General features: G+C 35.8%; 20 protein-coding genes. 7 read left to right on the forward strand and 13 right to left on the reverse strand.

Annotation, left to right across the window (positions count from 1 at the left end; all coding sequences use genetic code 11):
• Positions 1 to 491: 491 nt before the first annotated feature.
• From RV15_RS04100 to ulaG, 8 genes are all read right to left on the reverse strand, one after another.
• Positions 492 to 1,823 (reverse strand): APC family permease, encoded by a 1,332-nt coding sequence (locus tag RV15_RS04100; protein ID WP_071876783.1) that lies wholly within the window; start codon positions 1,821 to 1,823, stop codon positions 492 to 494.
• A gap of 158 nt (positions 1,824 to 1,981) precedes the next feature.
• On the reverse strand, positions 1,982 to 2,695 hold the full coding sequence (locus RV15_RS04105; protein WP_071876870.1) for an L-ribulose-5-phosphate 4-epimerase: 714 nt from the start codon (positions 2,693 to 2,695) through the stop codon (positions 1,982 to 1,984).
• Complete coding sequence (locus tag RV15_RS04110) at positions 2,685 to 3,545, reverse strand: L-ribulose-5-phosphate 3-epimerase (protein ID WP_071876784.1); 861 nt, start codon at positions 3,543 to 3,545, stop codon at positions 2,685 to 2,687. The genes RV15_RS04105 and RV15_RS04110 overlap by 11 nt, the downstream gene beginning before the upstream one ends.
• 4 nt (positions 3,546 to 3,549) lie before the next feature.
• A complete protein-coding gene (locus RV15_RS04115) occupies positions 3,550 to 4,188 on the reverse strand; it encodes a 3-keto-L-gulonate-6-phosphate decarboxylase UlaD (RefSeq protein WP_071876785.1) in 639 nt (212 codons plus the stop codon).
• Between the two features lie 208 nt (positions 4,189 to 4,396).
• Entirely contained in the window at positions 4,397 to 4,696 is a 300-nt protein-coding gene (locus RV15_RS04120) for a PTS sugar transporter subunit IIB (RefSeq protein ID WP_010764215.1), read from the reverse strand.
• A gap of 385 nt (positions 4,697 to 5,081) precedes the next feature.
• Positions 5,082 to 6,560: a PTS ascorbate transporter subunit IIC gene (locus RV15_RS04125; protein WP_071876786.1), complete on the reverse strand. Its 1,479-nt coding sequence runs from the start codon at positions 6,558 to 6,560 to the stop codon at positions 5,082 to 5,084.
• A 15-nt stretch (positions 6,561 to 6,575) separates the two neighbouring features.
• Positions 6,576 to 7,034: a PTS sugar transporter subunit IIA gene (locus RV15_RS04130; RefSeq protein WP_071876787.1), complete on the reverse strand. Its 459-nt coding sequence runs from the start codon at positions 7,032 to 7,034 to the stop codon at positions 6,576 to 6,578.
• 15 nt (positions 7,035 to 7,049) lie between these two features.
• Positions 7,050 to 8,114, reverse strand: a complete 1,065-nt coding sequence (ulaG, locus tag RV15_RS04135; protein WP_071876788.1) for an L-ascorbate 6-phosphate lactonase — start codon at positions 8,112 to 8,114, stop codon at positions 7,050 to 7,052.
• 227 nt (positions 8,115 to 8,341) lie between these two features.
• Between ulaG and RV15_RS04140 the strand changes: the two genes are divergently transcribed.
• The 6 genes from RV15_RS04140 (at position 8,342) to RV15_RS04165 (ending at position 15,361) form a co-directional block, all read left to right on the forward strand.
• Positions 8,342 to 9,076, forward strand: coding sequence for a hypothetical protein (locus RV15_RS04140; RefSeq protein WP_245791235.1), 735 nt, complete (start codon positions 8,342 to 8,344; stop codon positions 9,074 to 9,076).
• A gap of 20 nt (positions 9,077 to 9,096) precedes the next feature.
• Positions 9,097 to 9,864, forward strand: coding sequence for a DeoR/GlpR family DNA-binding transcription regulator (locus RV15_RS04145; RefSeq protein WP_071876790.1), 768 nt, complete (start codon positions 9,097 to 9,099; stop codon positions 9,862 to 9,864).
• 446 nt (positions 9,865 to 10,310) lie between these two features.
• The gene (locus tag RV15_RS04150) at positions 10,311 to 11,237 is read left to right on the forward strand and encodes a LysR family transcriptional regulator (protein ID WP_071876791.1); all 927 of its coding nucleotides are present in this window, start codon (positions 10,311 to 10,313) and stop codon (positions 11,235 to 11,237) included.
• Positions 11,238 to 11,818: 581 nt separating this feature from the next.
• Positions 11,819 to 13,027 (forward strand): MFS transporter, encoded by a 1,209-nt coding sequence (locus RV15_RS04155; RefSeq protein WP_071876792.1) that lies wholly within the window; start codon positions 11,819 to 11,821, stop codon positions 13,025 to 13,027.
• Positions 13,024 to 14,184, forward strand: coding sequence for an L-tyrosine/L-tryptophan isonitrile synthase family protein (locus RV15_RS04160; RefSeq protein ID WP_071876793.1), 1,161 nt, complete (start codon positions 13,024 to 13,026; stop codon positions 14,182 to 14,184). The genes RV15_RS04155 and RV15_RS04160 overlap by 4 nt, the downstream gene beginning before the upstream one ends.
• 4 nt (positions 14,185 to 14,188) lie before the next feature.
• Positions 14,189 to 15,361, forward strand: a complete 1,173-nt coding sequence (locus RV15_RS04165; protein WP_071876794.1) for an ATP-grasp domain-containing protein — start codon at positions 14,189 to 14,191, stop codon at positions 15,359 to 15,361.
• A 159-nt stretch (positions 15,362 to 15,520) separates the two neighbouring features.
• On the opposite strand, the gene rlmN is transcribed toward RV15_RS04165, so the two are convergent.
• Positions 15,521 to 16,591, reverse strand: coding sequence for a dual-specificity RNA methyltransferase RlmN (rlmN, locus tag RV15_RS04170; protein WP_071876795.1), 1,071 nt, complete (start codon positions 16,589 to 16,591; stop codon positions 15,521 to 15,523).
• Between the two features lie 202 nt (positions 16,592 to 16,793).
• On the opposite strand from rlmN, the gene RV15_RS04175 reads away from it, so the two are divergent.
• On the forward strand, positions 16,794 to 17,297 hold the full coding sequence (locus RV15_RS04175; RefSeq protein ID WP_071876796.1) for a hypothetical protein: 504 nt from the start codon (positions 16,794 to 16,796) through the stop codon (positions 17,295 to 17,297).
• 48 nt (positions 17,298 to 17,345) lie between these two features.
• On the opposite strand, the gene RV15_RS04180 is transcribed toward RV15_RS04175, so the two are convergent.
• The 4 genes from RV15_RS04180 to RV15_RS04195 form a co-directional block, all read right to left on the reverse strand.
• Positions 17,346 to 19,169 (reverse strand): ABC transporter permease, encoded by a 1,824-nt coding sequence (locus RV15_RS04180; protein WP_071876797.1) that lies wholly within the window; start codon positions 19,167 to 19,169, stop codon positions 17,346 to 17,348.
• Complete coding sequence (locus tag RV15_RS04185) at positions 19,159 to 19,908, reverse strand: ABC transporter ATP-binding protein (protein ID WP_071876798.1); 750 nt, start codon at positions 19,906 to 19,908, stop codon at positions 19,159 to 19,161. Before RV15_RS04185 ends, RV15_RS04180 begins: the two co-directional genes overlap by 11 nt.
• Positions 19,909 to 20,017: 109 nt before the next feature.
• On the reverse strand, positions 20,018 to 20,719 hold the full coding sequence (locus RV15_RS04190; RefSeq protein ID WP_071876799.1) for a GntR family transcriptional regulator: 702 nt from the start codon (positions 20,717 to 20,719) through the stop codon (positions 20,018 to 20,020).
• 274 nt (positions 20,720 to 20,993) lie between these two features.
• Positions 20,994 to 23,369, reverse strand: a complete 2,376-nt coding sequence (locus tag RV15_RS04195; protein ID WP_071876800.1) for a DNA translocase FtsK — start codon at positions 23,367 to 23,369, stop codon at positions 20,994 to 20,996.
• Between the last annotated feature and the right edge of the window lie 75 nt (positions 23,370 to 23,444).

The raw sequence follows: 23,444 nt of genomic DNA on the forward strand, positions 1-23,444 counted from the left end.
AAGGAAAAATTATAAAAAAATCTGAAACAAAACTTTTGTAGTTTTGTTTCAGATTTTAAGTTTAAATTAATAAATTACATTCAATTCTTTGGTTCGTTAATCCTACTTTGCTAATTTCTATACTTTTACCAGATTACGTCAATAGATGCCCTGATATAGCAGGAATATTCATTTTAAAAAAAAATAAAGCCGTAAATGTTGAAAAATCAACACTTACAGCTTTACCAAGAGTTCTGATGCACTATCTTCCCCAAAATAGTTTATCGTTTTGATATATCTATTATACTAAAAAAATGACTAGAATAACTTTCAGAAATTGTTAATTTTCTTAAAATTTTTGAGAAAAAGTAGCTCCTGCCTAAAAGGGTTAAGCAGGAGCACTGCTTTATCTAGCGACAAAGACTTAGATCAAACTTATTATACCAAATAATTCTTGTTTGTTTTCTCAATCTCTTAGTGCAAAGTAACAACTTTTTGACAATAAACAAAAATCATTTGCTTTTAAATGCTTTTATCTTTTTATTTAATAGATACACAGGGATACCCAACAAGGTAATACCGATACCAATACTCGCCAACAACGTTTGTGTAAATAAAGTGGTGATCAAAATAAATAGTCCCCCTAGAATTGCAATTATAGGAATCACAGGATAAAACGGCACTTTGTAAGGGCGGTTCAATTCAGGTTCTTTTTTCCGCAGAATCAATACCGCACCAAAAATCAATAAGCTAAATAACCACATAACAAAAACTAGCATATCCGTTAAAAGATCAAAACTACCTAATAGCATCATGATTGCGGCGATATTAAATTGAAAAATTCCTGCGACGTAAGGAACAACAAACCGTGTAGACAATTTTTTGAATTGTTGACTAAATGGAATCATCTCTTCAAGTGCCAAAGCATAAGGAACTCGAATACCTGTCATTGTATAGCCATTCAACGCTCCATACACAGAAATCAAAATCCCAATCGTTACTAACTTGCCCCCCATCGCACCAAATATTTGGCTTGACGCTTCTGAAGCCGCATTTAAATTTCCCGAAAGTTGTTCGATCGGTAAAGCTTTAAGAAAAACAAAATTGATCAAAACATAAACAACAGTGATAAAAGATAACCCTAAAAAGATGGCCTTGGGCAGATCTTTTTCTGGCCGTTTCATTTCACCTGCCACAGCACCAACACCCAACCATCCATCGTAAGCAAACATTGTCGCCAATAAAGAGCCACTGAGTGCATGGATAAAACTATTATCTCCGCCAGCTTTAATTGGAAATAGCGAAACTTCAGCAGTTGCCGGCATAAAAAGTCCAACCAACACGATCAAAGCAATAGGAACCATTTTTATAACCAATGTGAATGATTGCAAATTTGCTGCTACTTTAGTTCCTAGTAAATTGACTATAGTCACACTTAATCCCGTTGCCAGTGCTATCGGTATAAGAAGTTCATCAGGTAAATGAAACAAGTGTACAAACTGTGTACTGAAAATAATCGATAACGCAGCAATGTTTGCTGGAAAATAAATCACACTCTGTGCCCAGCCTAATAAAAAGCCAGGCAACTTTCCATATGTATATTCAATATATTTGACTGCTCCACCCGTTTTTGGAATAGCCGTAGCTAGTTCCGCACTCGTCAAGCCTGCACACAAAGTCAGTACTCCACCTAGTATCCAGGCAAAAATCGTTAGACTTGGTGATTGAGCAAAACTGACCACACTCGCTGTTTTAAAAAAAACACCTGCCCCAATAACAGTCCCCATAACTGTTGAAAAAGCACCAAATAAAGAAATTTCACGTTTTAATTGCTTCTCCCCCATGCTCATCCTCTTTCTCTCTTTTAAGTTATTTTTCTAGTATAGCTTTTCTGAATTTAAATTCAAGTATTTTATAATTTATAAAAAGTGTTTCCCTAGAAAAAAAGTACAGAAAAGTCCTGACTAGACTTTTCTGTACAATGAAACATGCTCAATTCTCTTTACTTTTGTCCATAGTACGCATTTATACCATGTTTTCTAAAAAAGTGCTTGTCTAAAAGATATTGTGGAATTGGAAGTACTCTAGTGTTCACAACCTCTGTCACACAAGCCATCTCTGCTATTTCATCTAAAACGACACTATTTTCCACAGCTTTTTGCGGGGTTGTTCCCCATGTAAATGGCCCGTGACCATAGACTAATACACCTGGAACGGCTAACGGATCGATTCCACTATCAATGAATGTCTCTACAATTACCTTTCCAGTCTCCAACTCGTACGCTGAAGCTACCTCTGCTGCTGTTAACTGTCGTGTACAAGGTACCACACCATAAAAAGTATCAGCGTGAGTCGTACCGTAAGCCGGAATTTCTCGACCAGCTTGTGCCCACGTTACTGCGTTTTTTGAATGTGTATGCACTACAGAGTTCATTTCTTTAAACGCCTTATACAACTCAACATGAGTAGCTAGATCAGAGGACGGTCTCAATCCGCCTTCCTCTAGTAACTTTCCAGACAAATCAGTCACGACCATATCCTGAACACGCATCACATTGTAAGGAATTCCACTAGGTTTAATAACGATTACCCCAGCTTCTCGATTGATCTCACTGACATTCCCCCAAGTAAGTTTGACTAGCCCAGCATCAGGTAAAGCCAAGTTAGCAGCAAACACTCGCGCTTTCATCTCTTCGATCAACGTCTTATTCGTCAACATATCCAGCCTCCTTTAAATATGGTAGCAAAAACGCTTTAGCTTGCTTGATTTCTGTTTCAGGTGTTTCGCTATTTTCACTCCACATTTCAATTAGAAAAGGACCATTGTACTCTAAGCGTTTCAATGTTTTTAGTCCCCCTAAAAAATCAACACAACCCGTGCCAAAGGGAACTTCCTTAAATTTTCCAGCATACTGCTTAGTCACAGCCAAAGTATCTTTCAAATGAATCGCAGATATTTGGTCGATCCCGATTTCTAATTGGTAACCAACATCATTTTCAGGCCATGCCGACAGGTTGCCCAGATCAGGGTATACTTGTAAATAAGGGGAGCGAATTTGCTCTTTAATTTTTAAAAATTTAGAAATCGAATTAATAAATGGATCATCCATAATCTCTATCGATAAAACAATTTCTTTTGCCGCTGCCATTGCAACAGCCCTTTTTAAATTTTCAATAAAATATTCTCTTGTCATTACCGTTTTCTTCTCGTAATAAACATCATAGCCTGCTAGTTGGATGGTACGTACGCCTAAATCGGATGCTAAATCAATGGCTTTCTCCATAATCTGCAAAGCTGTTGTCCGCTTATTTCGGTCTTCAGAACCAAAAGGAAACCGCCTATGACCGCTTAGACAAATCGATAATATTTTGACTCCAGTCTCATGAATTGCTTCACGTACTGCTTTTCGCTCTTCAAAGGTCCAATCTAGCCGCTGAAGGCGTTCGTCAGTTTCATCAATTGACATCTCAACAAAATCAAATCCCAATTTTTTTGCAAGTAATAATCGCTCTTTCCAACTAATATTTTTAGGGAGTGCCTTTTCATAAATTCCTAATGTAGTCATAGCTTTACCCCCAAATACGTTTTATTTCATCTTGAAAATCCTGTGCCGCTTTTTGAGGATTTGTTGATGCTGTAATCCCTCTACCAGTGATGAAAGTATATACATCGAGATTTTTGAATAACTTTAATGTTGCCACATCCAAACCACCTGTAACAGACACTCTGAATCCCATCTCGATCAATTTTTTGACTTTGGTCAAGTCTTTTTCTCCCCAAGTTTCACCAGCTAAAAGAGCATCTCGGCTTTGGTGATAAATGGCTTGAGAAATTCCTGCATCCAGCCATTTTTGTGCCTGTTCATAAGTCCAATCTCCGTAAAGCTCTACTTGAACTTCTTCGACTTCTTTTGCTGCCGCTTTCATCGTAGGTATCGTTGCACAACAAATCACCGTCATCCAATCTGCACCGGCTTCTCGACAATTTTTTGCCACAGTTCCTCCTGCATCGGCACATTTAGTATCTGCGACTACTTTTTTGTCGGGGTACAATGCACGAATACAGCGAATAGCTTGTTCCCCTGCTTGTAGACAAAGAATCGTTCCTACCTCCACAATATCAACGATGTCCCCAACTGCCACTACAGCTTTGATTGCACTGGGTAAATCTGAATGATCCAATGCTACTTGCAAATTAGGTTTACTCATTTTTTTCGCTCCTTTTACTTTTTAAATAGTATCGCTAAGACAAAAAAATTAGCTTCGCAGGTCCAAACAACTGAGCTTCATTACGCCGCTTCTACTCAACATCATCCACTCATCTTTATGATATTTAACATAACTTAAAGCAACGCTTGAGCTGTTTTTTCTCACTATTTATTTGGACCTATCGTGCGAAACATAACACTATTGACTATTATTTAAATTTTGCTGCCAATTCTGTTTCTTGGACGCGTTCACTGATTTCTTTTGCTGACATTACATTTTTTACTCCTACAACAGTGATCCCTTTTTTCTTGGCATCATCAAACATATTCAAAAAGTTCATTGGACAAAAGACAACGTCATATTGTCCCGCTGTACTTTTTCCTTCTGAAATCGCACAATGGTGAATATTTGTAATATTAAATCCAAGTTCTTTCAACGCCTTTTCCACACTTTTTTTCATCATTAAACTTGTTCCAGAACCATTCGCACATGATACTAATACTCTCATTTTAATTCCCTCCTAATTTTAAAAGCAGAACAGGCTCATTCAGCCTTAACAGGAAAATAGGAAAAACTGACTGAGATGCTTTTTGTCTCATTCAGGTTTTATCTTTTTCCCGAAAGGCTAGCCCGTGCAGCTAGATAATGTTAAAAGCAGAACAGGCTCATTCAGCCTTAACATGAAAATAGGAAAAACTGACTGGGACGCTTTTTGTCTCATTCAGGTTTTATCTTTTTCCCGAAAGGCTAGCCCGTGCAGCTAGATAATGTTAAAAGCAGAACAGGCTCATTCAGCCTTAACATGAAAATAGGAAAAACTGACTGGGACGCTTTTTGTCTCATTCAGGTTTTATCTTTTTCCCGAAAGGCTAGCCTGTGTAGCTAGATAATAACTAAGCTTTTTTTGCCGCCATTTTTTTGACATACTCATCATAATCTTCAGCAATTAAGAAATAGCCTTCTGGATTTGCTCGATATTGGAATTGCGGGATCGCTAGCAGCAAAATGACCACTAACCCAACACCAATATACCCAAGATATTTCATCATTATCGTCATAATCGGCCAAACGGTTGCCCAATCAAACATACCAATGTAACCGCCGTATTGAGATAGACCGATAAAGGCTGCTATTAAAGCCGATCCCAACACTTGAATTACACCAGAAATAAATGGGAAAATACACGCAGCCTTAAAACCACCACGATTATTCGCATAAACAGCAATCACAGCGTTATCAAAGAATAACGGAATAAACCCTGCTATGACGATCACTGGAGATTTGAATAAAATCAACAAACCGATCGTTATAAATTGGCCTAAAGCTCCAAACAAGAAGCCAATCGTTACAGCATTAGGTGAGCCAAAGCCAAAGGTTGCCGCAACATCAATTCCAGGTACTGCTCCTGGCAATAATGTATTAGAAATTCCTTGGAAAGATTCCGTCAATTCTGAAACGAATGTGCGGACACCTAACTGTAAAATTGCTAGATAAACAGCAAAATATAAAGCTGTCTGTAAGATATAGAAAAAGAAACTTTGTCCTTCAACCATAAAGCCTGCCTCGATCAAGTAAGCTGGTCCTAATACCACTAAAATAATGCCAAAGAAAAAGAGCATTAAAATGGATGTTGCGACCATATTTTCATTAAAAATCGATAAGAAGCCAGGTAGTTGGACATCTTCGAGTTTTCGATTATTCTTATCCTTTTTCATTTTTTCGGCTAATCGAGCAAATATATAAACACCAAACATTTGTTGGTGAGCGATCGCAAAACCAGCTCCTTCCGTTAAGTCTTGTGTAATATCAACAGTTAGATTCGACCCAACTGCCCAATAACAACCTAAAATAAGTCCCATGATCAATAATATTTGAATTTGTCCTAGATCAGGAAAGCAAAATAACAAGATCCAAAATGCTGTTGCAGCTTGTTGGATTTGAACATTTCCAGTCGTAAAAACGGCACGTAGCTTCGTATATTTTTTAAAGCGAACCAATAAAATATTCATAACAAAAGCAATCAATAATAAAATCATCGTATCACTGAACGTTCGTCCAAATGTTTCTTCGATCCCGGCAGTTACCGCATTCTGTCCAAAATAAGGGTCAATCACCATTGCATCCAAGTCAAAACGTTCTTTTAAACCAACCAGAATTGGCCGAAAGTTATTAACTAACCCACCAGATCCAACCGTCAAAATCAGGTAACCAACAGTTGCTTTTAAAAAACCAGCAATACTCTCATATAACGGCTTTTTAAGTAAGACATACCCCAACAGAACGATAAAACCAATTAAAAAAGCAGGCTGTGTCAAAATATTCGCCGCAAAATAATCCCAGATCCCCAGCAGAAAATCTAATACTTGTGTCATTTACTCCCCTTCTTTCTATAGATCAAAAGTCGTCATTACGTTTCGGTAATCCTCCATCGTATCTACTGTCATCAAGGCTTCGATCAACCCGTCAGTCATCAACATTTCTGATAGTTTTGAAATATTCTCAACATGTTCTTCACTATTCTTGGCAGCCAACGTAAAAAATAGACGAGCATTTTTTTCATCATTGCCCTCTTCAAAAACGACATCTTGACTCATTTTTGTAAAAGAAATTGCTGTCCCTAAAACTCCTTGACTCTCTTCTGAAGAATGCGGCATAGCAACTCCTGGAACAATCACGATATAAGGGCCATATTTTTGAACACATTCCACGATTTCATCGATATATTGTTGCGTAATAATGTTTCTTTCCAGTAAGGTCTGGCAACTAAGAATCACAGCATCCTCCCAATTATCAGGAGTTTCATCGCAAAATCGAATCAACTCATTATTATAAAAATACTTTAGCATTCACTTGCTCCTTTCTTATAAAAATGATGGGAACGGCGTATCATTATCTACTGTAAAAACATCATCAAATCCACGATAGAAATTGAACTCAAGCTTGTCTTTATCATTTGGATACGTAAATTTCCCGCCAACTTGCCAAATAAATGGTTTAAATTGATAATTCAAACGGTCTTTTTTGAAATTCCAAATTTCAGTAATCTCTTTAGGATCTGCCATAAAGTTAGCCCAGATATCATAATGAACTGGGATGACCACATTGGCATTCAATGATTCAGCCATTCGCAACATATCAACTGAGGTTACTTTATCTGTGATGCCTCGTGGATTTTCACCATAAGCACCTAGACACACATCGATTTTGTGTTCATTCCCATGTTTGGCAAACAGATTAGAATAATGAGAATCACCAGCATGATAAATATTGCCACCGCTTGTTTCAAACAAGTAATTAACAGCGATTTCATCCATATTTTGAGGGATTTTTCCCTTTAGCGTCACCTCAGGATCTTCACAAGTTATTAATGCGGTTCTATCAAATGCTTCTAACGCAACGATATCCACATCCTTGATCGACACACGGTCACCAGGTTTAACAATTGTTGTTTTTTCTTTTGGAATCCCCCATTTCAACCAAGTATTAACAACTTCTTTTGGTCCAATAAAACGTGCATTCGGGCAATTTTGATGGACTGCTGCTGCAGTGTTGATATCTAGATGATCCGAATGAATATGTGTTACGACTAACGCATCGACATCTTTGATTGCAAATGGATCGATCACAAAAGGCTGTGTCCTAAGATTGGGCTGCATATTCTCGCAACCACTCATTCGCATCATTTGATGTCCTTTTTTCATCTTACCGTTACCATGACTTCTTTTGCCCGTTCCACACCATAAGTCACATAAGATATTGGTTCCTTCATGTGACTTCAGCCAAATGCCAGTGCAGCCTAACCACCACATAGAAACAGTTCCTGCTTGGACTTCTTCTTGCTCAATTTCTTCATTTAAATACGTCCCCCATTCAGGAAAGGTACTTAAAATCCAGCTTTCTTTTGTTACATCATGAATTGTTGCCATATGATCCCTCCATATTATCTCAATCTCGATTACACTTTTCATTCTACAATATTTTTAACCGTTTTCAATCAATTTATAAGATCGTTTAACTACTTTTAAGAACGTTTAAGTGAAATAAAATATATTAAAGATCATAATATCTTTTTTTATGTTCATATTCTTTTTTTTATGATATAGTTTCGATGAGGTGAAGAAAATTGAAAACTTTAGTGTGGAAAAGTATTTACTTGGGAAAAAAAGTTTTTTTATGGATCGTTTATTTACTGTTTGCCGTTTATATCTATTATCTAGTTACTAGTTCTCAAGAATTAGGAGCAAAGCTGATTTTTGGTGGCCTAGGAGGTCTTGTGCTCAGTATTGTGTTACTTTTTGAGTATTTAAAGAACATTTATGAGAAAATGATTTATGCATTGACAGTTGAATGCGATTTAGAAAAAGCAATTGCGCTAAAAGAACTTTTGCAGAAAAAAGATTTGTTTAATGGCTTTAAACAGTCTATTATTATTTTTGATAGCTTGCTTTTGTTAGACGAAGGAAATTATGAATGTTGCTTGGCTCATTTACATAAGAATCAATCGTTTTTTCGCTCTACATTGGATTACCTCTTCATTTATTATCATACGCAAATGTATTGCTATTCTTTTTTAAAAGATGAAGAAAAGTTAGCAACTTGTTTAAAAAGTCTATTTAAATTGAAAAATGTTAAGAAAAAGCAAATGAATGGATTATTCTCATGGCATGAAATTGCAGGAATGAACTATTTCCACCAAAATAGAAATAAGAAATGTTTAAGTGAATTAGATTTAATCGATAAAAAGCGGTTGAATAATCGTGAGCTGACGTATATTTTATACTTAAAAGCACACTGTTTACTAAAACTCAATGAAACATCTGAGGGCCGTCGTATACTAAAAGAGGCAAAAAGCTTAGGGAATACACTTGCAGTGGCTCAAATGAGTTAACGCAGAAGGGAGGAATTTAAATGAAAAGCTCACACAAAACAATCAAAGATCGACGAGATAAATTGCTTGAACTATTAAAGAGTGAAACGAGTTTATTAGTAAAAGAGATCAGTCATGAACTAACGGTTTCAGAAATAACCGTCCGACGTGATCTGGTCGCATTAGAAAAAATGGGTTTAGTTCAACGAACGCATGGAAAAGCGCAAATCGTCCAAAAAATTGGAACAGAAGATTACAATGAAGAGATTGAAGTTTTGAAAAATGCGATTGCTAAAAAGGCCGCAGAATTTGTCAAAGATGGAAATACGTTATTTATTAACACTGGTTCAACAGCCCTATCTTCTTTAAAAAACTTAGAAGATAAGCGTGTTACGATCGTTACTAATAATGTAAAAGTTGCCAATCTTGATCATAATCCTAATTCTACGGTTATTTTATCTGGCGGTGAAATTCGTTTTCCAAAAGAAGCTTTAGTTGGTGATATTGCAATTGATTCATTCTCAAAAATGTCTTCGGATATTTCTATTATCGGTTGCTCTGGTCTAAGCATTGAAAATGGTATTACAACACCTGTCTTACATGAATCTAAAATCAATTCACTGATCATCGAACGAACCAATGGTTTAGTGATCGTCGTCGCAGATTACCGTAAAATCGGTTTTTCATCTAATTTTACAAGCGGAAATATTAAAGATATCAATTACTTGATTACTGATACATTCGCTTCACCAGAAGTGATTCGAGAAATCGAAAAACAAGGCGTACAGGTAATCCAAGTCGAAATCTAATCGTTGTATCTCAATAATTCGACGATAGAATTTAAGTCTCAAAAAAACGTTACTTCTTAACTAAAAAATTTAGAGTATACTATGGAGAACAATCCACGTTTTCCATAGTATTTTTATTTAAGCAAAAAAAAGATATGTGCTATACTTCAGTTAGAAATAATTGACTAACGTTAAAAAGATACATTAAGCATGAGGTAATAAAGGCTTCACCACTAATTTCCCTATTTTTCTGTTGAGACTAAGCGAGCCTTTTGCTCTTTTACTTTGAAGCCCTATGAATGAAATGAACAAACGTTGCTACCATATCTTATCTAGCTTCACGGGCTAATCTCTCGGAAAAAAGATGAAAATTAAATGTGATAAAGAACATCACAGTTAATTTCCCCTATTTTTCTGTCGAGACTAAGCGAGCCCGTTACGCTTTTAATAGTAAGGAGGATTTTATTATGCAGATCAAACAGCTGGATTATATCGTAAAAATTGTTGAATTTGGTTCTATCAATGTTGCAGCAAAACATCTTTTTATTACTCAGCCAAGTCTCTCAAATGCAGTTAAAGAACTCGAGCAAGAAATGGGTATTAAGATTTTTCGGCGAACTCAAAAAGGCATGGTTTTAACGACTGAAGGGACGGAATTTTTATCCTATGCCCGCCAGATTTTAGAGCAGGTCGATTTAATGGCTGAAAAATACAAAGGCGTCCAAACTCGTCGGAGGTTGTTTTCTGTTTCTGCACAGCATTATGCTTTTGCGGTCCATGCCTTTGTTCAATTGATTAAATCTTACGAACAAAATGAATATGAATTTACCTTTCGTGAAACCCAAACAAACAATATTATTGAAGATGTCAGTACATTTCAAAGTGAGTTAGGAATTTTATATTTGAACACATTTAATGAAAAAGTAATTCGTAAATTACTAAAAGAAAAACAACTCGTTTTCCACCCCTTATTTACAGCGCAACCACATGTTTTTGTCAGTAAAAAAAACCCTTTAGTTGGGAAAACATCCGTAACACTAGCAGATTTAGAAAACTTTCCTTATCTATCATTTGAACAAGGTCAATTTAATTCCTTTCACTTTTCAGAAGAGATATTAAGTACTCTATATCATAAAAAAAGTATTCGTGTCAGTGATCGAGCAACGTTATTCAATTTTTTGATCGGTCTTGACGGTTATACGATCAGTTCTGGCGTTTTAAGTCGTGAACTGAATGACGAGAACATTGTAGCTTTACCTTTAGAGGTGGATGAAACTATGGAGCTAGGCTGGATTCATCCTAGTCAAATGTCTCTATCTCCGATGGGTGAAGAGTACTTACGTTATTTAAAGGAACATATCGTTGATTATGGATTTACGATTTATACAGAATAACAACTGGAAAAGAAGAACAGTGAATGAAATGACTCCTAAAATTTAGACCTCTTCGAAGAGGTTAGGGAAGAAGTATTTAACTCCAAGAACTAAGTAGGTACTATTCTACATCAGTTCGTACCTAGCTGTGTTTCACACCAATTTCAGCTTACTTCCGAATCCTTCAACTCTTAGTACTTTAGCACTTAGAATTTGAAGTGATCTAAGCGCAAGTGTAGTTGTTATTTCTGCTCCCACCGTTTATTCAGATTCATTGAGACTTAGATGTGACTCATAGAGTTGTATCTAAGCTTTTTTTGTTCTAAAAAGCAAAGCAACGAAGTAACTTTTTTGCTATTGTCTCTTCTTTCAACCTGATTAAATGGCCAAAGACACTAAAAATTCCTTACTATATGCATTATATTTACTGATATCCAGGACTTATTTTCTATCCTTCTGTTACAATTTCAAAAAAGCATTGCAATAATTCAGACTTTTTGATACATTTATACAAAAGATTAAACTAAATTCATCAAATTATCACTTAATACAAATCTAATAACAATCTAAATCACATCGTTTTTAAGGAGCGTGCTGGAAAAATGCGTAAAATAACAAACTATTTCCCATGGATAACGTTGGTAATTTTGTGTATATATGGTGTTGGGATCAATTCCTTAAGAAATTCTTTTCAATTTTTTTTACCATACCTAGCTAAAGATTTTAATGGAACTGTCACTTCTATTGCTCTATCTTCTGGTATTTTTATGGTATCTTCTGGAATTGGTGGCGTAATCTCCGGATGGTTGATTGACCGAATCAGTATACGAAAATCACTACTTTTAGGCAACATCATTATATTGCTTGCTGCAATTACTTTATTCCAATTGGTTACAGCTCCATCTTTTGTAATTGTTTATGGATTAATTGGTGGATTGGGCTATGGAATGTCTTGGGGGGTCCCCACACAGTACTATATTTCTCAATGGTTTGAAAAAAGTAAAGGATTAGCTTTAGCACTTTTAAATAACTGTAACTCTTTAGGCTTAGCGGTTTTAGCTCCTATTTGGTCCCGTCTATCAAAAAATCAGCCTTGGCAAACAACTTACAGAAGTCTTGCCATCTGCTTACTTATTATTATCCCTATTGTGTTAATTACATTGAGAAATCCCAATCAACAAAAAACTGCAAAAACTAATAACACTCCTAGTACTTGGAAGACAACTATAAAAACTGCCTATTACAGTAAATCAATTAAATATGCTTTTAGTGCCGTATTTGTTTGTGGATTCTCAATGGGCATCATTGACACTCAACTAGTTTCAATGATGATAAATAATCAAATAAGTACTGATAAAACAGGGATTTTGATGTCTTTATTTGGGATTATTGTTATTATTGGAGGCTTATTTTCAGGAATTATTTCTGATAAACAAAAAAAAAGAATAGCTGTTTTACAGTGGCTATTCCTTGGCCGCACAATTAGCTTTTTACTCTTATTATTACCAGTTATATCAATTATAAAATATTCACTATTTGTGTTACTTTTCGGTCTCACATACTCTGGTGTTGTCATGCTGGCTGTCTTGCTAATTGTAGAAAGTAAAACGGCTGTGACTGGAAAATTATTATCCATAAATATGTTAATCCATCAGTTTAGTGGCTTGCTTGGCGTATATTTGAGTAGTAAACTACTTGATATTTTTGCAAACTACTTTGCAATATCCTTGATTGCTCTAAGCTTATCTTTGTTTGTATTACTATATGGTATAAAAATAAATGATTTCAAATCAAAAGGAGAAGTTTTATGACAGAAACGAATGAATTTAACTATGTATCTTACTCTACCCCACGATTAACCTCTGATATTCAGCCACTAATAGACAGCACTTTTACCTGGCAACCAATTAAAGCAGAAGTTATATCTGAATTTGATTTTAGCACCTGGTCGTCTCAGCAAAGAGAACAACATCATTTTTTAGATTTCCCATTTCCAAAAGATACGGCAGAATTAGCCAAAACTATTTTTGATATCCTAAATTTAGACATTTATCGAAATGGTCCAAATGACAACTTGAAAGAAAACATAAATGAAATACTTGATACGATTGAACAAAATATCATTGCCAATAAAGCAATTCCGATTATCTTACCAGCATATCCTGGTAGAGCATTAAATTTGTTACAACGAACAAGACCAGAACCTGACTTGGGTGAAGTGGCTTCCTTTACTAGATTTGCTCTCCTTACTGAACATGTCGAGAAATACTATGATAACGGATTAAAGTTCATCATTATTCTTGATGGTAGGGCGTACTCTCCATTCTATGGATATACCCCTGAATCTGTTCGCCTGTATCCAAGAGATTTAAAAAAAATCGCAAAAAAATTAGATATGGAAACAAAAATCGAATTTGTCGATATTCAAGATTTAGTAGACGAACGCATAGATGAATACAATTTAATCTATTCAGAAGCCGAAAAAGAAATTGAATCTAAATGGAACGATCCAACTTATACGTTTAAAGAAGAACTTATTCACTCAATGAAAATGGGAAGCAATGTTGCCCCTATCAATGCAGCTGCAATGAAATTCACAAAATACTATAATAGCGATGATGATACCCTCGCTCAAGTTGATCAAATGAGACAAGCTGTTACTGCACGCTCAGAGTATACTGCTTTCAAATACATGGTATTTCTAGTGACTATTACAAAAATGACTCTCCTTAAATCAAAATTTTCTAATGCAATCAGAGGTACCGTTCATCCTAAAAAAGGCCAATATTCGCCTCATTTAGTCAATCAATTTACTAGCATTGTGCCATGGCATGGTATTGCTGTTTTACGAAATAACGGTCGAGTAGACTCAATCTATGAAAGTTTTATACTGGAACAGCCACATAAGTACACTGCTGTTTATCTTGAAAATGAGTATACACCATTCTATTATAGAGAGAATGACTAATTTTATGAATAACAACGAGCTTTTATTTAAAAATATTTTTGATACTGAAGATATATATAATCCTAGAGTCTCTTTTGATGACTATGGATACTTACCAAAAGATACTCAAATTTTCGACATCATCACTGGTAGAGAGTTTGCTATAATGCCTAACCTGCCTATAATTTGTAGTAAAAATGTCAATCAAAAAGATGCTCTTGAGCTCTTACAATCTACTGGACTTTCAATTCCCAAAAAAATCTATAGATATAACAACAAAAAAGATTACCATCGCTTATTAAATAAATGTGCTTCAATGAAAAAAACGATCATAATGCAGTATCCTCATAAACAAGAACGGTTAAACTCACTCTCATACAATGTTCCTCCCAACGTTACACTTGATCTATCAAACAAAGCGACTATAACTAAATTAGTTAATAGTAGCAATGTTGTTCCTAGAACAATTATTGATTATAATACTTTAAAATCAATGTCTTTTAAAAATCCTATCGTTATAAAAAATGGTGATGGATCGCCTACGGCTGGGGGATACGGCGTTTATATTTGCATGAATGAAGAGGATTTATCCAAAGCAATTCCTTTTTTTGCCGAATCACATCAAGTCATCCTTGAAACATATATTCATCCTGAAGAAAATCTATGTATCCAATTCTCTTGTAATAAGTCAGGTCACATACGCTTTTTAGGTGCAACAAAACAACTTATTTCAGCTGGAATTCATAAAGGAAACGTTATTGGAAATAGTGTTCAAGTAGATTCTGCTATAGTAACAGAAGGAACTAGTATCATGCAAAAAGCCCATAAACAAGGCTTCTATGGAATTGCTGGTTTTGACGTGATCATCGCTAAAGATCAGTTCTACTTTATTGATCTCAATTTTAGACTAAATGCGTCAACTGCACCATTACTCTTGATGCCTTTTCTTTCTAAAAAATACTCAAAAGAAAATGGTCAATTAGGAACTTTTTGTTTTGAGTTCACTTATGAAAAAATGCTAGATTCCCTTTATAAACTAATGCATGCTAATGTTTTTTTTCCGTTAAGTATTTGGAATCCTAAAGATTATTGTATAAAAACTCCCCCTTCAGTAATAGGTCTCACCTTTTTTAATACCGACTCAGAATTGTTGACAAATTTAACTGAAATGTCTCGATTGGGTTTTAAAAAACTATAACACCTTTCAATTCAAAATGCCCTTTTGAAGAAATAAATTATACTTACGATTCACTAAAGATGCTGAAAAAACTCTGTCTCGAAGTGGTAAATCAAATAGATTTAAAAGGAGAGTCAAAGCGAATGTTTCGCCTTGGCTCTCCTACCCTGTTCTTATTCTCTAGCGTGTTTTCTCAGCTTTTTTGATTTGCTTACTTCTCAATTGTCCACAAGCTGCATCGATATCTGTGCCGTATTCTTTTCTAATCACACAGTTAACACCATTTTTTTTCAAAATATCATAAAATTTCAATACATCTGCTTTTTCGCTACGACTATACTGATCATGCTCACTAACTGGATTGTAAGGAATCAAGTTGACAAAGGTTAATTTCTTCTTGTCTTTCAATAAATCCGCCAATTGTTGGGCATGTTCAGGGCGGTCGTTCACATGACTCAACATGATATATTCAAACGTGATTCGACGATTCGTTTTTTCCAAATACTCATCGACCGCATCCATCAGCTTTTCAATTGGAAAACTGCGATTGATTCTCATGATTGAAGTCCGAACGTCATTATTTGGTGCATGTAAAGAAATCGCTAAATTGACTTGCAAACCATTGTTCGCAAATTCTTTGATTTTAGGTACTAAACCACTTGTTGAAACAGTAATATGACGTGCCCCAATAGCCAAACCTTTAGGATCGTTGATCGTATGTAGGAAATTCATTAAGTTATCGTAATTATCAAACGGTTCACCGATCCCCATCACAACAATATGACTTACTCGTTCACCTTGACCACGTTCATCAAAATAATGTTGAACAAGCATGATTTGAGCAACAATTTCTCCTGCAGTTAAATCACGTTGTTTTTTAAGTAAACCACTTGCACAGAAGGTACAGCCAATATTACAGCCAACTTGTGTTGTTACACAAACAGACATCCCATATTCTTGACGCATCAAGACCGTTTCGATCATATTCTTATCTGGCAACTCAAAAAGATATTTGACGGTACCATCTTTTGCTTCTTGAACGATCACTTGGCGCAATGGATTGATAATAAAGTTTTCTTCCAATAATTCAATGACATCTTTTGATAGATTTGTCATGTCACTAAAGGCCATGACACGTTTGATATACAGCCACTCCCAAACTTGAGTAGCACGGAACTTTCTTTCGTCATGTTCGATGAACCATGCGATCAGTTCGTCTTTTGTTAAACCGTAAATGGATGCTTTTTCCACTAGTTTTCTTCCTCATTTCTTCTAAACATTCGCTTCATACTATAACTTATTGTACACGATTTGTCCATATGTTATCTAGGTTAGTTGATAGAATTAGACATTTCTCATCGCCTTTATTTTACTTGCAACAGCTTTAACTCCTATTGTTTGTTTTCCCTTATTTTCGTTGCTATAATTAAGAGTAAGAAAAGAGGTTTTTTTTATGAAAACTGACGTATATTTTTTTGCGACGCCAATCAATGAAAATGCTAGCAATTTTAAAGGTCACGATAGTTTGATTTTTGGTTATATTCAAGATACTTTTATTGAAAATCAACTAGGCTTTGAGTTGGTAAAAGTTGATCTGGGTACAGATCAGCATCAAACAAGCCAAGACATTCATGCTTCTTTAGACAAAGCCAGTTTGGTTATTCTTGATTTGTCTAGTCATGATCCGAATATCTATTATGAATTAGGTTACGCTAAAGCTCTCAAAAAGAATATTATCCAACTTCAAAACAAAAATTTTGATTCGCTTCCCTTTGATTTAGGTCATGTAACGGTTTCATATGACACAACAACGAACGAGGGAATCGATCAGTTCAAAAAAGACGTACTGAAAGCTGTAAAATCTCCTGAAACGTTCGATACACCTTTGTCATTTTATGCTGAACATGATGTCGAAATCTCAGGACGGATCGATGATCAAGGAATCGTAGAACCTTAATGAATAAAAGAAGGACCGATACATTTTTTGTATCAGCCCTTCTTTTTATTATACTTGCACTAAACGATACACTTTTTTGAAATAAAAGACACGCGCAATCACGTAGTAAACAATTTGAATCAGGATAAACACCCCTAGCACTTGCCATCCTGCAAGTTGCATTCCTTGATTGAACATATGATACATCGCAGTCAATGCTACAGCTCCATGAATCACCGAAACAATGATTGGTGTAAAGAATAAGATTCCAACTTGTTGATAAACCATTTTCTTCAATTCTTTTTTTGCTAAACCCATTTTATAAATCATCTTAAACTTCTCAACATCGACATCCATATCACTATATAATCTGAAATATAAAAAGCTTCCAGCTGAAACAAAGAAGACGATTCCGATAAAGATTCCCACGAATAAAATTGGCGCATATTCATCTGTAATCGTTTGTTGTGAATAGCTTTTAGCCATCAAAGACATATTCTTATCTTGAAATTTACCAACAGAAACTAACTTCTCATAGCTAGCATTTTTAGGCTGCCAAACAGTTGTTGTGGTACTTTCCAAATTTTGCAAATTAGTAGCATCTGGTACAACAAAGGTTGTTCCATAAGCGGAAACAACATTGGTTTTTTCTGTTTTGGCGACTGGTAAAACAGCTTCATCTGGTAATTTCACTTCATTGATCGTTACCTCTTTCATCCCCATAATGCTACTTGGTAACAAGTGAACGGCCTGTCCTTGTGTTTGAATCGTTGGGTTTTCAACTAATTTTGCGAGACGATTGTACTCAGACTCTTTAATAAAGTTCACTTGATCGGCATTTGTATACGTCGTTAGTTCTCCTTCATCTACTTGAATGCCTTTATCTGCTAACAATTGCGTGAAGTCTTGTCTTATAGAGGCTGTTTCTTCAGCGGTTCCTGTAACTTGAAACTCATAAGGGATTTGATTCATCCCATCTAAAATCATATTTTGAAACCCATATAATGTACCAATCGCAGCAAAGGCTACGGTTGAAATGATCGATACTAAGAAAAACGAGCGAGCATTATCTTTCATTCTAAAAGCTAAATCAGAAAACACAACCATATTCGTTTTTTTCCAAAATATTGATTGTTTCCTTTTCAAACGCTCAATTACTGAAACACTTAGTTGATTAAATAAAAAACGCGTACCTACAACAACTAAGAAGATCACAGGAATCATAACCAGCGGTACTAGCATCCCTTTAACTAACAATGCAATGGCATAACCTGCCCCGATCAATACAATCGCTAAAATAGTTTTAACATAGGAACTTTTGATCGTACCTTTGCCTAGATCTCCTGCTTTCAGCAATTCCTGTAAGCTTAACTTCGGCAAACGAAACTGGATAAAAAACGAAATTGCTAAAAATAGTACTGCAAAGGAAATGACTGTTAATACAAGTGCTTGTGCTGGAAAATAAAAACCAAAATTCACGTGTATCAATTTATTGCTCAACCATAAAATCACTTGCGAAAAACCAATTCCAGCAATGCTTCCAATAATCGTAGCAAAAAAACCAATCACTAAGTTTTCAATAAAAACCATTTTTTTCAATTGCTTAGGACTCATCCCTTGAATCATCAACAATCCAAATTCTTTTTTCCTAGACTGGATAAAAACATCCATTGAATAAAGAACAAAGAAAAAAGCAAATCCATAGATAATAATGGCTGATGCCAACATACCAATTTGCGCATTTTTATTTAATCCATCCGCTAATGCTGGATGAAATGCAAACACTGTAAAAGTAAAAAATACCATGACAGAAAATAATGTACTTAAAAAATAAGCCATATAAAGATGCTTATTTCTTAAGGTATTACGAATAACAAATTGACTAAAACTCATTATCGACACCTTCAATCTCAGATAGCTTCACCATGATTTCATCGTAAAACCTCTTTTGATTTCCATTGTGATGAATCTCGTCAATCAATTCACCATCTTTGATAAATACGATTCTCTTGCAATAACTTGCAGCTAGTGGATCGTGAGTAACCATTAAGATCGTTGCTTTTTCTTCTTCGTTTAGTTGTTTTAATAATTGCATGACATCTTTCGATGATTTTGTATCTAAGTTTCCTGTCGGTTCGTCCGCCAATAATAGTTGGGGTTGATGGATCATCGCACGAGCTACTGCTACACGTTGAGCTTGGCCACCAGAAATTTCTGCAATCCGTTTTTTTAGCAAACTAGCAATTCCTAAACGATCAGCTAGAGTGTTCAATTGTTTTTTCATCACAGAAATTTTTTCACCGTCTAAGGTTAAAGGTAAAACAATATTCTCTTCTACGGTTAAGGTTGGCATCAAATTGAAACTTTGAAAAATAAAACCTAGTTCTCTTCTTCTAAATTTTGCGATTTCTTCTTGATTTAACTGATTCGGGTCTGTTCCATTCATTAAGATGTGTCCAGATGTTGGTTGATCAATCGTTGCTATAAGATTTAAAAAAGTACTTTTTCCACTTCCAGAAGGCCCCATGATACCAATAAATTCACTATCATCAACCGTTAAGTTTAAACCTTTTAATGCTTCATATTTAATTTCTTCTCCATATATTTTAGATACATTTTCGACTTGTAACATTCATATCGCTCCTTTTCTCTACTTTCTTAGTCTAAACCAATAACAGCTAACCCACCATAGAAAAAAATAACAGATTGCTTACACTTTTGTAAGCAACCTGTTATTTTTTTTAAGCTTCGTATTCAATGACATAGGGGTAAAGAGCTGTATTGTAAATTGCTTCTGAAAACTCAACGATTTTTCCAGAAAGACCCATTGATTTGCGAATTCTTTTTAGCCCATTTTTTTCTGAAGTAGCTAGGATTTCTTGTTGTTCAGAGGTTAGTTCAATCGTTTGGAAACTATCTTCAAACTTCACGATTTCGATGCCATGTTGATCCATTATGCGATATAAAGATTCCTGTTCGAAATCTTCTAATGGAACACCCACCAAAGTAGTTGGTAGATAATAATTAAAATAGATATAAGGCTGTTCATCTAACGTGTACAGGCGTGATACTTTGACCGCTGTTGCTCCAAGACATGAATAAATAGGAGAATCAGGCATTAGCGTAACTGTTTCTAACTTTAAAATCTTCTTTGCAACTTTTTGTCCTGAATCGTTCAAATATTCTGTAAAGGTACCTGCTTTGGACAATTTATTGTAAGGTCGGTTACTTAGAACCGTAGTTCCTTTACCACTTTTTTTCTCCACTAATTCTTCTGAAGATAATAGCTCGATTGCCCGGCGGACAGTAATTTTACTGACTTCAAACAATCGTTCCAGTTCTGCTTCTGTTGGTAATAATGAACCCACAGGATATGTACCATTCATGATATCTGCTTTGATTTGTTCTGCAACATCTAGATATAATACGCTTTTTCTTCTCATATTATCCATCCTTATATTTTTAATTTAGTTTATCATTTCATTTCAATTTATTCGTTATCGGTTTAGATTACTCTAATTCTAATCGTATTTATGATTTAATTCAACTTTTCATCTATCTATTCAATAGTATTTCATACATTATACCAAATTTTCCATTTGTGGAAAACCTCTTTAGGTAAGTCGTATCAACAAAATTTACTTTTATATAAATGAAAATTTGCCAAATCGATAATAAAAAATGGAGCCAGCACTCAAGCTAACTCCATTATATTTCTTACTCAAGCCCATGATCCATTGGTTCAGATTCTGTTGCAGGTTCAAGAAATACTTTTCTTGGTTTACTGCCTTCTGATGGCCCAATCACACCATGAGCTTCTAATTCATCAACCAAACGGGCCGCTCGGTTATAACCGATTCTAAACCGTCTTTGCAGTAAGGATATACTTGCTGTCTGCATTTCTACAACCAAAGCTTTGGCTTCTTCATACAGTTCATCTTGGGAAGCTTCACTACCACCACCAGCTGTTTCTTCTTCTGTTGGCATCATACTTTCCTGATAATCTGCTTCTTGTTGTTCCGTTACAAAAGCAACGATTCGTTCAACCTCATGGTCAGAAATAAACGCACCTTGCACACGGATCGGTTTGTTCTCACCCATTGGCAAGAACAACATGTCGCCACGTCCTAAAAGTTTCTCCGCTCCATTACTGTCAATAATCGTTCGTGAATCAGTTCCGCTTGAAACAGCAAAAGCCATTCTTGAAGGTACGTTTGCTTTGATGATCCCTGTAATAACATCCACACTAGGACGTTGTGTCGCTAAAATCATATGGATACCAGCTGCTCGAGCCATTTGTGCCAAGCGGATGATTGCATCCTCTACTTCGTTACTAGCAACCATCATCAAGTCGGCTAACTCGTCAACGATCACCACAATAAACGGCAAGATTGGACGGTTTTCGCCATCTTCCAGGTTCTTTTGAATCACTAATTCATTGTAGCCAGAAATATTCCGAACCCCAGTAGCTGCAAATTTTTCATAACGAAATTCCATTTCCTGCACCACTTTTTGCAAAGCTTGTGCGGCTTTCCTTGGATTGGTCACGACTGGTGTCAACAGATGGGGAATCCCATTATAGACATTTAGTTCGACCATTTTTGGATCAATCATCATCAGTTTTACTTCATGAGGTTTTGCTCTCATTAAGAGACTTGAGATAATGCCATTGATTGCAACAGACTTCCCACTACCAGTTGATCCGGCAATCAGTAAATGAGGCATTTTGGCTAAATCAGCGGATTGAACCATCCCTGAAATATCTCGTCCAAGCGGTACTTCCAATAATTTATCTGGATGACTTGGTTGTGCCTCAATAATGTCTCTAAATGAGACGGTACTTACAGTGCTGTTTGGTACTTCGATCCCAATCAGTGATTTCCCTGGGATCGGCGCTTCCATCCGTACGTCTTTAGCAGCAAGTGCTAAGGCGATATCATCAGTCAAGCTAACGATTTTACTCACTTTAACACCCACAGCTGGTTGAATTTCAAACTTCGTTACAGCAGGTCCGAGACTTGCTTTTACAACTTTTGCATCGACACCAAAGCTTTTGAACGTTTGCTCCAGCACACCAATATTTTTTTCGATTTTTTGGTATTCTCCACTTTGATCAGCCGATGGAATCGAGTCTAATAAGGTTGAAGGTGGCAGCTCATAATCACGATCTTCCGCTTCTTCTGAAATCTCAAAATCCAATTCGCCGCCTTCATCCATTTCTGGTTCGGCAACTACTTTTTGCTGTACAGCAGGTTGCGCTTCAGCTTGGCTTTGGAAACTATCGATTGGAACCAGTGTTAACTGTTCTGGTTCCTGCATGTCTTTCTCTTCTTGTTCTCGTGCTTCTTGAGCTAATTTTTCACCGGGTGTTAATTCCCGTACATCATTTTTCAGACGTTCTTGAGCCATTTGTTCCATTTTGGCTTGTTTAGCTGCACGTTTTTCTGCTCGCTTAGCTTCTTTTTCGGCCTGACGTTCTTCACTTTTAGCCGTTAAACCACTAAGTTTTTCCCGAATGAGTTGTAAGCCATTTATCACTTGCTGAAAATCAAGCATACTGATTAAAAATACACCGATTGCAACTAGCAATCCAGCAATCAAATAGCTACCAAATTGAGCGACTAAAAAGAATGTCAAACTGTATAGTGCGGCACCAATCATTCCACCGCCGACATTTTGCACGACAGTACTTGCCTTTAGATCCATTCTAAGAAATTCCCACGTAGTTCCAAGGATATCTGGTGTTTGCGTGCCAACATTGCGAAACATGTACGCTTGCAAAAATAGCAACACACCTAAGTAAACGAAGACGCCGCCAATGATCGGTCGACTCTTTTTAATAGGAAATTCTTTTCCGAAAATAACTAAAGAAAGGCCATAAAGCATCAATAAAATTGCTGCTACTGAAAATGTATTTCCTATCACTACACGTAACCCATTGGCAATTAAAGTGCCAAGAAATCCTAATTTTAATAGTCCAAATAATCCAAAGAAGATAAAAAAGATACCGAGAAAAATGAAATTAAGATGTTCTTGCTGCTGTTGTTGTTTTTTTGTTTTTTTCTTTTTTGCACTTTTCCGTTTTTGTGCCATGTAACATCCCTCTTTTCAATCAGTATCCATTATACCTAAAAATCGAGCCGAACAAAAGTACCCCCATTGTTTCTC

This window comes from Enterococcus silesiacus, assembly GCF_001886225.1.
Taxonomy (GTDB): domain Bacteria; phylum Bacillota; class Bacilli; order Lactobacillales; family Enterococcaceae; genus Enterococcus_L; species Enterococcus_L silesiacus.